Annotated in this window: 13 protein-coding genes; 7 read left to right on the forward strand and 6 right to left on the reverse strand. The window is 68.3% G+C overall.

What is annotated here, in order from left to right; genetic code table 11:
- The first annotated feature begins 69 nt into the window (after positions 1-69).
- Positions 70-1,560: a CCA tRNA nucleotidyltransferase gene (locus ACK1X7_RS26200; RefSeq protein WP_383147027.1), complete on the forward strand. Its 1,491-nt coding sequence runs from the start codon at positions 70-72 to the stop codon at positions 1,558-1,560.
- On the opposite strand, the gene ACK1X7_RS26205 is transcribed toward ACK1X7_RS26200, so the two are convergent.
- From ACK1X7_RS26205 to ACK1X7_RS26215, 3 genes are all read right to left on the reverse strand, one after another.
- Positions 1,545-2,903, reverse strand: a complete 1,359-nt coding sequence (locus tag ACK1X7_RS26205; protein ID WP_385138162.1) for an MFS transporter — start codon at positions 2,901-2,903, stop codon at positions 1,545-1,547. The genes ACK1X7_RS26200 and ACK1X7_RS26205 overlap by 16 nt on opposite strands.
- A gap of 84 nt (positions 2,904-2,987) precedes the next feature.
- Entirely contained in the window at positions 2,988-4,070 is a 1,083-nt protein-coding gene (locus tag ACK1X7_RS26210) for an inositol-3-phosphate synthase (protein WP_216344897.1), read from the reverse strand.
- A 49-nt stretch (positions 4,071-4,119) separates the two neighbouring features.
- Positions 4,120-4,836, reverse strand: a complete 717-nt coding sequence (locus tag ACK1X7_RS26215) for a PadR family transcriptional regulator (protein WP_216344896.1) — start codon at positions 4,834-4,836, stop codon at positions 4,120-4,122.
- Between the two features lie 357 nt (positions 4,837-5,193).
- On the opposite strand from ACK1X7_RS26215, the gene ACK1X7_RS26220 reads away from it, so the two are divergent.
- Both ACK1X7_RS26220 and ACK1X7_RS26225 read left to right on the forward strand, forming a co-directional pair.
- Complete coding sequence (locus ACK1X7_RS26220) at positions 5,194-7,878, forward strand: transglycosylase domain-containing protein (RefSeq protein ID WP_385138164.1); 2,685 nt, start codon at positions 5,194-5,196, stop codon at positions 7,876-7,878.
- Between the two features lie 217 nt (positions 7,879-8,095).
- Entirely contained in the window at positions 8,096-9,583 is a 1,488-nt protein-coding gene (locus tag ACK1X7_RS26225; protein ID WP_385140222.1) for a glycosyltransferase family 87 protein, read from the forward strand.
- Between the two features lie 52 nt (positions 9,584-9,635).
- Here ACK1X7_RS26225 and ACK1X7_RS26230 read toward each other — a convergent pair whose 3' ends face one another.
- From ACK1X7_RS26230 to ACK1X7_RS26240, 3 genes are all read right to left on the reverse strand, one after another.
- The gene (locus tag ACK1X7_RS26230) at positions 9,636-10,667 is read right to left on the reverse strand and encodes an alanine racemase (protein WP_385140219.1); all 1,032 of its coding nucleotides are present in this window, start codon (positions 10,665-10,667) and stop codon (positions 9,636-9,638) included.
- Between the two features lie 66 nt (positions 10,668-10,733).
- On the reverse strand, positions 10,734-11,852 hold the full coding sequence (locus ACK1X7_RS26235; RefSeq protein ID WP_216347243.1) for a lipid II:glycine glycyltransferase FemX: 1,119 nt from the start codon (positions 11,850-11,852) through the stop codon (positions 10,734-10,736).
- A 117-nt stretch (positions 11,853-11,969) separates the two neighbouring features.
- The gene (locus ACK1X7_RS26240) at positions 11,970-12,287 is read right to left on the reverse strand and encodes a hypothetical protein (RefSeq protein ID WP_216347244.1); all 318 of its coding nucleotides are present in this window, start codon (positions 12,285-12,287) and stop codon (positions 11,970-11,972) included.
- A gap of 227 nt (positions 12,288-12,514) precedes the next feature.
- Here ACK1X7_RS26240 and rpsF point away from each other — a divergent pair, with 227 nt between their 5' ends.
- From rpsF to rplI, 4 genes are all read left to right on the forward strand, one after another.
- Positions 12,515-12,805 (forward strand): 30S ribosomal protein S6, encoded by a 291-nt coding sequence (gene rpsF / locus ACK1X7_RS26245; protein ID WP_014061950.1) that lies wholly within the window; start codon positions 12,515-12,517, stop codon positions 12,803-12,805.
- A gap of 82 nt (positions 12,806-12,887) precedes the next feature.
- Positions 12,888-13,484: a single-stranded DNA-binding protein gene (locus tag ACK1X7_RS26250; protein ID WP_059143727.1), complete on the forward strand. Its 597-nt coding sequence runs from the start codon at positions 12,888-12,890 to the stop codon at positions 13,482-13,484.
- 98 nt (positions 13,485-13,582) lie between these two features.
- The gene (rpsR, locus tag ACK1X7_RS26255) at positions 13,583-13,819 is read left to right on the forward strand and encodes a 30S ribosomal protein S18 (protein ID WP_003978893.1); all 237 of its coding nucleotides are present in this window, start codon (positions 13,583-13,585) and stop codon (positions 13,817-13,819) included.
- 18 nt (positions 13,820-13,837) lie between these two features.
- A complete protein-coding gene (gene rplI / locus ACK1X7_RS26260) occupies positions 13,838-14,284 on the forward strand; it encodes a 50S ribosomal protein L9 (RefSeq protein WP_137966572.1) in 447 nt (148 codons plus the stop codon).
- Positions 14,285-14,305: the final 21 nt, after the last annotated feature.

Here is a 14,305-nt window from a genome sequence, read left to right on the forward strand (position 1 = left end):
CGTTACGCAGTGGTGGTCCGCATCGGGTGTGGAGGCTGCGGGGCGCACGGCCACGTACCCTGTTCTGTTGTGCCGAACGCCAACAATGACAGCCGACCCCCGCAGCCGACCAATGAGCTCAGCCAGGTGCAGCGCCGCGCCGTGGGCGAGCTTCTGCGGGTCTCTCCCGTCGCCGACGATCTTGCCCGTCGCTTCCAGCAGGCCGGTTTCCGCCTGGCCCTGGTCGGCGGCTCGGTACGGGACGCGCTGCTCGGCCGGCTCGGTAACGATCTGGACTTCACGACGGACGCCCGGCCGGACGAGGTGCTGAAGATCGTACGGCCGTGGGCGGACGCGGTATGGGATGTCGGCATCGCCTTCGGCACCGTCGGCTGCCGTAAGGACATGGCCGCAGGAAGCGGTTCGGATCAGAGCTTCCAGATTGAAATCACGACTTATCGGTCAGAGGCCTATGACCGGACCTCCCGGAAGCCCGAGGTGTCGTACGGCGACTCCATCGAGGAGGACCTGGTCCGTCGGGACTTCACGGTCAACGCGATGGCGGTGGCGCTTCCGCAGAAGGAGTTCATCGACCCGCACCACGGTCTGGAGGATCTCGCCGCCCGAGTGCTGCGCACCCCCGGCACGCCCGAGGAGTCCTTCTCCGACGATCCGCTGCGGATGATGCGTGCCGCGCGCTTCGCCGCACAGCTCGACTTCGAGGTGGCCCCCGAGGTGGTCGCCGCGATGACGTCGATGGCCGACCGTATCGACATCGTCTCGGCCGAGCGGGTACGTGATGAGCTCAACAAGCTCATCCTGGCCGACCACCCCCGCGAGGGGCTGCGGCTGCTGGTGGAGACCGGCCTCGCCGACCGCGTCCTGCCGGAGCTTCCGGCGCTGCGCCTGGAGCGTGATGAGCACCACCGCCACAAGGATGTGTACGAGCATTCGCTGACGGTGCTGGACCAGGCCATCGACCTGGAGACCGAGGGGCCCGATCTGGTGCTGCGGCTGGCCGCGCTGCTGCATGACATCGGTAAGCCCAAGACGCGCCGCTTCGAGAAGGACGGCCGGGTCTCCTTCCATCACCACGAGGTGGTGGGGGCCAAGATGACCAAGTACCGGATGACGAAGCTCAAGTACTCCAATGAGCTGATCAAGGATGTCTCGCGCCTTGTCGAGCTGCATCTGCGCTTCCACGGCTATGGCACGGGGGAATGGACCGACTCCGCCGTCCGCCGCTATGTCCGTGACGCCGGGCCGCTGCTGGACCGGCTGCACAAGCTGACCCGCTCGGACTGCACCACCCGCAACAAGCGGAAGGCGATGGCGCTCTCGCGTGCGTACGACGGCCTCGAGGAGCGCATCGCCCGGCTGGAGGAGCAGGAGGAGCTGGACTCGATCCGCCCGGATCTGGACGGCAACGAGATCATGAAGATCCTCGGCATCCCCCCGGGGCCGCAGGTCGGCAAGGCGTACAAGCATCTGCTGGAGATGCGGCTGGAGCACGGCCCGATGGAGCGGGACACCGCGATCGCCGCGCTCCAGGAGTGGTGGGACGCTCAGTCGGAGGGCTGAGCCCCTCCGGTTTCACGTGAAACATCGACCCGCTTGGCGTCCTCCCGGTCATGTTTCACGTGAAACCTGACCAGCAGTGCGGTGGCCGCGTAGATCAGCGCCACACCGATCAGCAGCGGGGCCGATCTGCCGTCCGGTGGCAGTATCACCGCGGCGACCGCCGCGGCTCCCACGAAGGCGACGTTGAACAGCACGTCATAGAGGGAGAAGATCCGGCCGCGGAAGTCATCGGCGATGGCGGACTGCACCACGGTGTCGGTCGCGATCTTCGCGCCCTGGGTGACAAGCCCGAGGACGAACGCGGCGATCAGCATGGGGGCGGGCTCGAAGGGCAGCCCGAGACCCGGCTCCAGAAGGGCCGCGCTTCCCGCGCACACCATCACCCAGGAGAGCCGGCCGTCCGGCCGGGAGGACGCGGGCTTCCTGAGCCGGGCCACCGCCCATGGGGTGATCACCGCCGCCGCGAAGAAGCCCGCGCCCGAGACCCCGACGGCCAGCCCCAGAAGCGCGAGCCCCTCGGACTCGGTGTCGGCCCATGCGTAGCGGCAGAGCATCAGCACCGTCACCGTGAGGGCCCCGTAGCAGAAGCGCATCAGAGTCATCGCGGTCAGCGCCACCGTGGGGTCCCGGCGTTCCAGTAGATGGCGTACGCCCGCGACCAGGCCCCGCGCGGTGCTCATCAGGGCCGCGGGGAGGCGGGGCTGAAGGGCCGCGGGATCCGGCCCCAGCAGGCCCGGTGCCATCGACAGGGCCGTGAGCCCGGCGATGAGGTAGAGCGCGGCGCCCACCAGGACGACCAGCGCGTCCGACGAGGTGCCTCCAGGGCCCGAGAGCCGGACGATGAAGGCGAGGCTGCCTCCGGCCGTGGCGGCGAGCGTTCCGGCGGTGGGCGAGAGGGAGTTGGCCATGACCAGACGTTCCTGGCTGTCGACGACCCGCGGCAGGGCCGCCGAAAGACCGGCCAGCACAAAGCGGTTGACGGCCGTCACCGACAGGGCCGAGGCGTAGAAGAGCCACTCCGGCACCTGGCCGAGGACCAGCACGGCGGTTCCGGTGGCCAGTCCCGAGCGCAGCAGATTGCCGTAGAGCAGCACCTGCCGCCGGCGCCAGCGGTCCAGCAGCACACCGGCGAAGGGGCCGAGCAGGGAGTAGGGGAGCAGCAGGACGGCCATGGCGGAGGCGATGGCCGCGGCGGAGGTCTGCTTCTCCGGGGAGAAGACCACATACGTGGCGAGGGCGACCTGGTAGACGCCGTCGGCCGCCTGGGACAGCAGGCGGATGGCCAGAAGGCGCCGGAAGTCACGCAGTTGCAGCAGTACGCGGAGATCACGCACAACAGGCATGACATCAGCCTCACACACCACACGGGCCTCCGGGTGTATTACCCGAAGGCCCGTGATCACGCGGCGGGAATCAGCGCATGCGCGTCAGCGCTCGACCTCGCCCTTGATGAACTTCTCCACGTTCTCCCGCGCCTCGTTGTCGAAGTACTGCACCGGCGGCGACTTCATGAAGTACGAGGAGGCGGAGAGGATCGGGCCGCCGATGCCGCGGTCCTTGGCGATCTTCGCGGCGCGCAGCGCGTCGATGATGACACCAGCGGAGTTCGGGGAGTCCCACACCTCGAGCTTGTACTCCAGGTTCAGCGGGACATCGCCGAACGCGCGGCCCTCCAGGCGGACATACGCCCACTTGCGGTCGTCCAGCCAGGCCACGAAGTCCGAGGGGCCGATGTGGACGTTGTCGGCGCCCAGATCGCGGTCGGGGATCTGGGAGGTGACGGCCTGGGTCTTGGAGATCTTCTTGGACTCCAGGCGCTCCCGCTCGAGCATGTTCTTGAAGTCCATGTTGCCGCCCACGTTGAGCTGCATGGTGCGGTCCAGGATGACGCCCCGGTCCTCGAACAGCTTGGCCATCACGCGGTGCGTGATGGTCGCGCCGACCTGCGACTTGATGTCGTCACCGACGATCGGCACCCCGGCCTCGGTGAACTTGTCCGCCCACTCCTTGGTGCCGGCGATGAAGACCGGAAGGGCGTTGACGAAGGCGACCTTGGCGTCGATGGCGCACTGGGCGTAGTACTTGGCGGCGTCCTCGGAGCCGACCGGGAGGTAGCAGACCAGAACGTCGACCTGCTTGTCCTTGAGGACCTGGACGACGTCGACCGGGGCCTCGTCGGACTCGTCGATGGTCAGGCGGTAGTACTTGCCGAGTCCGTCGAGCGTGTGGCCGCGCTGGACCGTGACACCGGTCGTCGGCACGTCGCAGATCTTGATGGTGTTGTTCTCGCTGGCGCCGATGGCGTCCGCGAGGTCCAGGCCGACCTTCTTCGCGTCCACGTCGAAGGCGGCCACGAACTCCACGTCGTTCACGTGGTAGTCGCCGAACTGCACGTGCATCAGACCCGGCACGCGGGTGTCCGGGTCGGCGTCCTTGTAGTACTCGACGCCCTGTACCAGCGAGGCGGCGCAGTTGCCCACGCCGACGATGGCTACACGAACCGAACCCATTCCGGTTGCTCCCTGTGTGTACTGGATGAGGCCCCGCGGCTGCCGGGCCTCACTTGGTGGTGTCATCGGACGGATCCGGCCGGGATCCACCCCGGTGCCGGGGCGGGCCGTCCGCATCTCCTGACTGGTCCTGCTCCTGCTGTGGCGGCCGGTCCTCATCCCGCTCGATCGCCCGGTCCTGCCCGGCGGTGCCATCGCGCTGGTCGCGCCCGGCCCGCTCGCTCTCGATCAGCTCGTTCAGCCAGCGGACCTCGCGCTCCACCGACTCCATCCCGTGCCGCTGTAGCTCAAGGGTGTAGTCGTCCAGCCGCTCGCGGGTGCGGGCCATGGCGGCGCGCATCTTGTCCAGGCGCTCCTCCAGGCGGCTGCGCCGCCCTTCGAGCACCCGCATCCGAACGTCTCGTGACGTCTGGCCGAAGAAGGCGAAACGGACGCCGAAGTGCTCGTCCTCCCAGGCGTCCGGCCCGGTGTGGGCGAGCAGCTCCTCGAACCGCTCCTTCCCCGCCGCCGTGAGCCGGTAGACGATCTTGGCCCGGCGGCCGGAGAGGGGCGCCGCGAGGGCGTCCTGGGAGGCGCTGCCGGATTCCTCGATCAACCAGCCGTTGGAGACCAGCGTCTTGAGGCAGGGATAGAGGCTGCCGTAGCTGAACGCGCGGAACACCCCGAGTGACGTGTTGAGCCGCTTGCGCAGCTCGTATCCGTGCATCGGGGACTCGCGCAGCAGGCCGAGGACGGCGAACTCCAGGACGCCGGAGCGTCTGCTCATTCCCCGCCTCCACTCTCCTTCGAGCCCGCTATGCCGAGCTGATGTATCGACTCGATACATCAAGACGATAGATCCGTGCCTGCGGCGGGACAAGAGGGCCCACGGTGAACGCCGTCACATCATCAATTCGTGGCATTCAATCTGACGGTTATGGAGTGAAGGTGGCGGCTGGGCGGGTTTTGACCGTGCGTACTCTGTTCGCCATGCAGACCTATGGGAACCAAGTGACGCCGCGATGCGTCCTCGTCCCGGATGCAGTGCGTCCGGTTGCCTGGTGCGACCGGATCGCACATTGGGGGGACCGGAAGCCATCTGCCGCTTTCAGGCGATAGCGCCTGCCCGAGGAGAAGTCGTTCCATGAGCGAGCACCGTCGCAAACCGCCGCAGCCCCAAGGCGGCGGACGAGCAGCGGCCCGGCGAGCCGGACAGCAGTCGTCCGGCCGCCGCGCAGCACCGACGCACAACGCCGCAGCCGGGTCGGACGCCGCCCCCCAGGGGGAAGAGCGTCCTTACGGCGGCCGCGCGGCGGCCCGCCGCGCCGCACAACGCGGCGGCGGCCGTAGACGAGGAGCCGATCCGGCCGCGGGCGGCGCGGGCCATGGCGGTCGCGGTGGCGGCCGGCGGGGGGCCGGCGGCGGCCGCGGACATGGCTCGGGGGGCGATGGGCACCCCGGCAAGAAGCGCTTCATCGACTATCCGCGTGGCGGAAGGTCGGGTTTCCGGCGCTGGGTTCCGTCCTGGAAGCTGGTGACGGGAACCTTCCTCTTCTTCTTCGCGGTGCTGCTCGGCGCCGTCGGCATAGGGCTGTGGCTGGTGCAGGTGCCGACCGCCCAGGCCGCGTCCCAGACCCAGAAGAACGTCTACTACTGGGCGGACGGCAAGCAGATGGTGGTCTCCGGCGGTGGTGACCTCAACCGTCAGATCGTCCCCCTCAGCAAGATCCCCAAGTCCATGCAGAACGCGGTGATCTCCGCGGAGAACGCCAGCTTCTACCAGGACTCCGGCGTCGACCCGATGGGTATCGCGCGCGCGGTCGTCAACATGGCGCGAGGCGGCGCGACCCAGAGTGGGTCGACCATCACCCAGCAGTTCGTGAAGAACACCTACCTGGACCAGTCGCAGACGCTCACGCGCAAGGTCAAGGAGCTGTTCATCTCCATAAAGGTGGGCGCGACCAAGGACAAGGACTACATCCTCGGGAGCTACCTGAACACCGCCTACTACGGACGTGGTGCCTACGGCTGCCAGGCGGCGGCCCGCGCGTACTACGACCGGGACTGCTCGGCCCTGACGCCCAGCCAGAGCGCCTTCCTGGCGTCGACGCTGAACGGCCCCAACCTCTACGACCCGAACGGCGGCTACGGCGCCGCGGCCACCAAGGAGGCCAACACCAAGCGGGCCAAGCAGCGCTGGGAGTGGATCCTGCGGCGTGAGGTCGCCGTGCACAGGCTGAGCAAGACCGAGGCCCAGGAGTGGATCGGCAAGGGTTTCCCGATGCCGCAGGACCCGAAGGTGGCCACGAACAAGCAGGGCCAGATCGGCTACCTCACCGACCTCGCCGACAACTACATCATCGCCAACACCGGAATCAGCAAGTCGAAACTGGACAAGGGTGGCTATCAGATCCATACCACCTTCGACCGGAAAAAGATCAGTGAGCTGACCCGGGCGGTCGAGAAGGTCTCCAAGGAGAACATCAAGCCGAAACTGCGCGAGCCGGACAAGTACGTCCAGTTCGGCGGCGCGTCGGTGGAGCCCAAGACGGGCAAGATCCTGGCCATCTACGGCGGCAAGAACGCGCTGGAGCACTACCGCAACAACGCCGACTACACCGGTGTCCAGGTGGGCTCGACCTTCAAGCCCTTCGTGCTGGCCGCCGCGATGACCAATGGCGTCCGCGATCCGAAGGGCACCCGGGAGCAACCCGATTCCGAGCGCACCCTGGTCTCGCCGAGCAGTGTCTACAACGGCGACAACAAGGTGACGCTGAAGGACTACGACGGATCCGTCTGGCACGACAAGGACGGCAAGGAGTGGCACCAGCGGAACGACGGTGACGAGGACAAGGGCCCGGTCAGCCTGCGCACCGCGATGCAGTACTCGGTGAACACCCCGTTCATCCAGTTGGGCATGGACGTCGGCACCGACAAGGTGCGGGACTCGGCCCTGGCCGCGGGGCTCACCAAGGAGCAACTGGCCTCGATCACCCCGACGTTCTCGCTCGGCACCTCCGCACCCAGCGCCATCCGGCTCGCCGGTGCGTACGCCACCTTCGCGGCCAGCGGCGAGCAGGCCGACCCGTACTCGGTGGAGCGGGTCGAGGACAAGAACGGCCCCGTCTACGACCACAAGCAGGACGCCCAGCTCAAGCGGGCGTTCGACTCGAACGTGGCGAACAACGTCACCGACGTCCTGGAGAACGTGGTCCAGCACGGCACCGGCACCTCGGCGAAGATCGGCCGGCCGGTGGCGGGCAAGACCGGAACCACCGACGAGAACAAGTCGGCCTGGTTCTCCGGCTACACCCCGCAGCTTTCCACCGCGATCGGCATGTGGCGGGTGAACGACCAGGCCAAGAGCCAGAAGTTCCTGTCCATGCGCGGTGTGGGCGGTCAGAAGACGATCCACGGCGCGTCCTTCCCGGCGGAGATCTGGGCCGACTACATGCGCGGCGCCCTGGAGGGCAAGCCGGTCAAGGACTTCCCCGCGGCCACCCCGATCGGCCAGAAGGTCTTCGGCGAGGACGCGAGCCCGAGCCCGCCCCCGACGACGGACAAGCCTTCCGAGTCCCCCTCGGAGAAGCCTTCGGAATCCCCGTCGGAGTCGCCCTCGGAGTCGCCGTCCGACAGTCCGAGCCCGACGGACACCTGCGACCCGCTCGACTTCAACTGCAACGACAACGGCGGCAACCAGAACGGCGGCAACCAGAACGGCGGCCAGAACGGCGGTCCGGGCGGTCCGACCACATCGCCGACCTCGGATCCGCCGGGCGGGCCCGGAGGCATATTCGGCGGCCCGACCGGGGCCCGACGGAAGGACTAGCCCGGAACCCCGTACGACCCGTGCACCACATCGCCGGCCGCGCCGGAGCGAATCCCGCTCCGGCGCGGCCGGCGCCGTTCCGGGCCCTGGACGGCCCTCTGCGCCCCTCGCACCCCGCTTCCCGCCCGGGGGACCCGCCGGGCCGTCCGCGGCGCGCTCAGCGGCCGCTGGGGCGGTCCTGACTCCTGCCGCCAGGCTCGTACGGCAGGATGGGGCCATGAGCGTGCGCGAGGACCCACAGGCCGAGCCCGTCAGGCCGACCGCCGAGGACCCGCTGGCCGCGGCCGGCAGCGAGCTGATCGGCGGCCCGGCCGGGCGCCGGGCGCTGCTCGGCACGAGCTGGTGGACCCCGGTGCGGATCGTGGCGATCGCCGCCATCGGCATGTTCGCCCTGGGGATGGTGCAGAAGATGCCGTGCTACGACGGTGGCTGGTTCTACGGCGCCACCGCCCAATACACCCACGCCTGCTACTCCGACATACCGCACCTCTACAACGGGCGCGGCTTCGCCAACGACCTCGTCCCGTACTTCGACCGCATACCGGACAGCGTCTCGGGCGGGATGCAGTACCTGGAGTACCCGGTCCTCACCGGACTCTTCATGGAGGTCGCCTCCTGGCTGACCCCGCACGGAGGCTCCATCCAGGACCGAGAGCAGATCTACTGGCTGGTCAACGCGGGCATGCTCATGGTCTGCACCGCGGTCATCGCGGTCTGTGTGGCCCGTACGCACCGCCGCCGCCCCTGGGACGCGCTGCTGGTCGCCCTGGCTCCCGCCTTCGCGCTCACGGCCACCATCAACTGGGACCTGTTCGCCGTCGCCCTTACGGCCGCCGCCCTGCTGATGTGGTCCCGCAGCCGCCCGCTGGCCGCCGGTGTGCTGCTGGGGCTCGCGACGGCCGCGAAGCTCTACCCCGGGCTGCTGCTCGGCGCGGTGTTGGTGCTCTGCCTGCGGGCGGGGCGGCTGCGGGCCTTCTGGACGGCGACGGGCGGAGCCGTGGCCGCCTGGCTCGTGGTGAACCTCCCCGTGATGATCACCACGCAGGGCGGTGGCCTGCACATCCGCGAGGGCTGGAAGACGTTCTACACCTTCAGCCAGGAGCGCCCCGTCGACTTCGGCTCCCTGTGGCTGATCATCTCGCAGCGCACCGGGAACCCCCTGGAGGACGTCAACACCTACGGGACCCTGCTGATGGTCCTGGCCTGCATCGGGGTGGCGGCGCTCGCCCTGTGCGCCCCGCGCCGTCCGCGCCTGGCCCAGCTCTCCTTCCTGATCGTCGCGGCGTTCGTGCTCACCAACAAGGTCTACTCACCGCAGTACGTGCTGTGGCTGATCCCGCTGGCCGCACTGGCCCGGCCACGCTGGCGGGACTTCCTGGTCTGGCAGGCGTGCGAGGTCATGTACTTCCTCGGGATCTGGATGTACCTCGCGTACACGGGCAGCGGCGACCAGCACCGCGGGCTGCCCGCCGAGGGCTATCAGTTGGCGATCGCCGTGCATCTGCTGGGGACGCTCTATCTGTGCGCCCTGATCATCCGGGACGCGCTGGTGCCGGAGCGGGACCCGGTGCGCAAGGACGGGGCGGACGACCCCGGAGGAGGCGTGCTGGACCGCGCCCCGGACGTGTTCGTGCTGGGACGGGCGCGGAGCGCTTCCCGGTATGAGGGCGCGGCGCTGGTGGACTGGGGTGTCCACCGGGAGTGAGTCCCGGACGGGGACCTCTCCCGGCGGCGCGGCCTCAGCGGCCTCAGCGGCCTCAGCGGTCGAAGAGCCGGTCGAACTGGGTCGTGGTGTGCCGCAGATGCGCCACCAGCTCATCCCCCACCTGGGGTGCCTGGACATCGCCGGGCACGAACAGGATGGACACCTGCATATGCGGCGGCTCGGCGAACCACCGCTGCTTGCCCGCCCATACGAACGGCGAGAGGTTGCGGTTGACGGTCGCCAGGCCGGCGCGGGCTACCCCCTTGGCGCGGGGCATCACCCCGTGCAGCGCCTTGGGCGCCTCCAGACCGACGCCGTGCGAGGTGCCGCCCGCGACGACGACCAGATGGCCGTCGGAGGCGGACTTCTGCTGGCGGTAGCCGAAGCGGTCGCCCTTCGCCACCCGGGTGACGTCGAGTACCGAGCCCCGGTACTCCGTCGAATCGTGGTCGCCCAGCCACAGCCGGGTGCCGATGCGCGCCCGGAAGCGGGTCTGCGGGAACTGCTGCTGAAGCCGGGCCAGTTCCTCGGCCTTGAGGTGGCTGACGAACATGGTGTGCAGCGGCAGCCGTGCCGCCCGCAGCCGGTCCATCCAGGCGATGACCTCCTCGACCGCGTCCAGGCCGTCGGTGCGGTCGAGCGGGAGGTGGATGGCGAACCCCTCCAGCCGGACGTTCTCTATCGCGGCGTGCAGCTTGGGCAGGTCCTGCTCGGTGATGCCGTGCCGCTTCATGCTGCTCATGACCTCGATGACCACACGCGCGTTCACCAGGCCGTAGACGCCGTCGACCGAGGAGACCGAGCGGATCACCCGGTCCGGCAGCGGCACCGGCTCCTCACCCCGCCGGAAGGGGGTGAGCACGAGCAGGTCACCGCTGAAGAAGTCCTTCATCCGGGCGGCCTCGTAGGTGGTCCCGACCGCGAGGATGTCGCTGCCCATGCGGGCCGCCTCCTCGGCCAGGCGCTCATGGCCGAAGCCGTAGCCGTTGCCTTTGCAGACCGGGACTATCCCTGGGAACTGCTGGATCACCGTCTGCTGGTGCGCCCGCCAGCGCGCGGTGTCGACGTAGAGGGTGAGCGCCATTGACCGGTCCCGGAACCTTTCTCGTTGCCGCGGTGTATTGGAAGTATGGGAAACAGCGAATCGTGGTCAGCGTCGCGACATGTAGATGTCGAGTGCCTTGTGCAGGAGCTTGTTGAGCGGGAAGTCCCACTCGCCGAGGTACTCGGCAGCCTGCCCACCGGTGCCCACCTTGAACTGGATCAGACCGAAGAGATGATCTGTCTCGTCGAGGGAGTCGCTGATGCCGCGCAGGTCGTAGACGGTCGCGCCCAGCGCGTATGCGTCGCGGAGCATCCGCCACTGCATCGCGTTCGAGGGCCGGACCTCGCGCTTGTGGTTGGCCGAGGCGCCGTAGGAGTACCAGACATGGCCTCCGACGATCAGCATCGTGGCCGCGGCCACGACCTCGTTCTCGTGCATCGCGAAGTACAGCCGCATCCGGTTGGGGTCCTCGGTGTTGAGGGCCGTCCACATGCGCTGGAAGTAGCCGAGCGGGCGCGGCCGGAAGTGGTCGCGCTCCGCGGTGATCTCGTAGAGCCGCTGCCACTCGGGCAGATGCTCGTAGCCGCCCTGGACGACCTCGACACCGGCCTTCTCGGCCTTCTTGATGTTGCGGCGCCAGAGCTGGTTGAAGCTCTTGTGGACATCCTCCAGGGAGCGGTTCTCCAGCGGCACCTGGAAGACGTACCGCGGCTGGACGTCACCGAAGCCGGCCCCGCCGTCCTCGCCCTGCTGCCAGCCCATGCGCCGCAGCCGGTCGGCGACCTCGAAGGCGCGCGGCTCGATGAAGGTGGCCTCGACATCGCGCAGCCGCTTGACGTCGGGGTTCTGGATGCCCGACTTGATCGCGGTGGCGTCCCAGCGGCGGATGATGACCGGCGGGCCCATCTTCACGGAGAACGCGCCCTGCTGCTTCAGATGCGCGAGCATCGGCCGCAGCCAGTCCTCGAGGTTGGGCGCGTACCAGTTGATGACCGGGCCCTCGGGGAGATAGGCGAGATAGCGCTTGATCTTGGGAAGCTGCCGGTAGAGGACGAGGCCGGCGCCGACGAGCTGGCCCGTGGCGTCGAACCAGCCGAGGTTCTCCGAGCGCCACTCCGACTTGACGTCAGCCCATGCCGGGACCTGCATGTGGCTTGCCGCGGGCAGGCTCTGGATATACGCCAGATGCTGCTCTCGGCTGATCGTCCTCAGGGTCAGGCTCATGCGGGGCGCTCCTCGGCAGGTTTGTCCCCAGGGTCGGGGCTCCGGCTCTCGCGCCGAAGCCTACTGCGACCGGGACGCGCCCCGTTCGGGCCTGGGGCAACCAGGCTCCGGGCGGGCTCAGCCCAGCACGCCGCCGAAGAGCCCGCCATGTGCCATGCCGAGGTAGAAGCCGACCCCCGCGGCACCGAGTCCGATGATCAGCACGAACCGCTCACCGGTGGTCGCGGAGATCAACTGGCCCCAGGCGCCAGTGATCATTCCGACCAGCCCGGTCCATGAGCTGACCAGGTGGAGCTGCGCGAAATGAGCCGTGACGAAGGCGATCGCCCCGATCACCAGCGTGGTCACGGCGAAAGCGTTCTCAACGGGATGCGACTTGCCATCGGTGTCCAGGAAGGAGAGCAAGCCGTGATGGGGTCGTGCTGCCTGTGCCATAGGGCACCTCCAGGTAGGCATAGCGCAAAGCGGCGAACTGTAATGCCGCTCACACCCGATGTGTACAGATTGCGGGCTAAGACGCCCGGATTTCAAGCGGGAGGCCGTAGCCGGGTACTGTGTACCGTCCGCGGTGGTGTCTGCACAGGCGCCGAAGCGGATACGCATCACGACCCTCCTGCCACGGAACGACCGTGGCCGCTGAGTCCAAAGGAGGTGGGTTCCACATGCGTCACTACGAGGTGATGGTCATCCTCGACCCCGATCTCGAGGAGCGCGCTGTCTCCCCGCTGATCGAGAACTTCCTTTCCGTCGTCCGTGAGGGCGAAGGCAAGGTCGAGAAGGTCGACACCTGGGGCCGTCGTCGTCTCTCGTACGAGATCAAGAAGAAGCCCGAGGGCATCTACTCGGTCATCGACCTACAGGCTGAGCCCGCGGTCGTCAAGGAGCTCGACCGTCAGCTCAACCTGAACGAGTCGGTCCTCCGGACCAAGGTCCTCCGTCCCGAGACCCACTGACGCGTAAGCGTTCAGCGGTCATCGGGGCCGTATCGCAACGAGTAGCAAGCAGCCCAGCAGTACCCGCCGAGAGGTTCCCCCAATGGCAGGCGAGACCGTCATCACGGTCGTCGGCAATCTCGTCGACGACCCCGAGCTGCGTTTCACCCCGTCCGGTGCGGCGGTCGCGAAGTTCCGCGTCGCGTCCACTCCCCGTACCTTCGACCGGCAGACCAACGAGTGGAAGGACGGCGAGAGCCTCTTCCTCACGTGCTCGGTGTGGCGGCAGGCCGCGGAGAACGTGGCCGAGTCCCTTCAGCGCGGCATGCGCGTCATCGTGCAGGGTCGTCTGAAGCAGCGGTCCTACGAGGACCGTGAGGGGATCAAGCGCACGGTCTATGAGCTGGATGTCGATGAGGTCGGCGCCAGTCTGCGCAACGCCACAGCCAAGGTCACCAAGACCACCGGTCGCGGTGGTCAGGGTGGTTACGGCGGCGGCGGTGGCGGCGGCCAGGGCGGCGGAGGCGGTTGGGGCGGCGGCCCCGGCAACTCCGGCGGCGGTCAGCAGGGCGGCGGCGCTCCGGCCGACGACCCGTGGGCGACCGGTGCTCCGGCCGGCGGCCAGGGCGGCGGCGGTGGTGGCTGGGGCGGCGGCTCCGGCAACTCCGGCGGCGGCTACTCGGACGAGCCGCCCTTCTAGGCCCGGGGCGCTGTTTCACGTGAAACCACGTGAAACAACAGCGCTGGGTCTGGTCAGGGCGACCAGCACATACTTCTTGATCACACTGGAGAGAGACAATGGCGAAGCCGCCTGCTCGCAAGCCTAAGAAGAAGGTTTGCGTGTTCTGCAAGGAGAAGATCTCCTACGTCGACTACAAGGACACGAACCTGCTGCGGAAGTTCATTTCCGACCGCGGCAAGATCCGTGCCCGCCGGGTCACCGGCAACTGCACCCAGCACCAGCGCGACGTCGCCACGGCTGTGAAGAACAGCCGTGAGATGGCGCTGCTGCCCTACACCTCCACCGCGCGATAAGGGAAGGGTGACCCAGTCATGAAGATCATCCTCACCCACGAGGTCTCCGGCCTCGGTACCGCCGGTGACGTCGTGGACGTCAAGGACGGTTACGCCCGTAACTACCTCGTTCCGCGTGGTCTGGCGATCCGCTGGACCAAGGGCGGCGAGAAGGACGTCGAGCAGATCCGCCGCGGTCGTCGCATCCGCGAGATCGCCACGATCGAGCAGGCCAACGAGGTCAAGGCTCGGCTCGAGGGCGTCAAGGTGCGGCTGAAGACCCGTGCCGGCGACGCCGGCCGGCTGTTCGGCTCCGTCACCCCGGCCGACATCGCTTCGGCGATCAAGGACGCGGGTGGTCCGGACGTGGACAAGCGCCGCATCGAGGTGCAGTCGCCGATCAAGACCCTGGGCGCGCACCAGGTCTCGGTCCGGCTGCACGCCGAGGTTGCCGCCAAGGTCGGCGTCGAGGTCGTCGCCGCCTGACGACCGTGACGGTCGCCTTTG

This window comes from Streptomyces sp. CY-1, from assembly GCF_047218265.1.
Taxonomy (GTDB): Bacteria; Actinomycetota; Actinomycetes; order Streptomycetales; family Streptomycetaceae; genus Streptomyces; species Streptomyces niphimycinicus.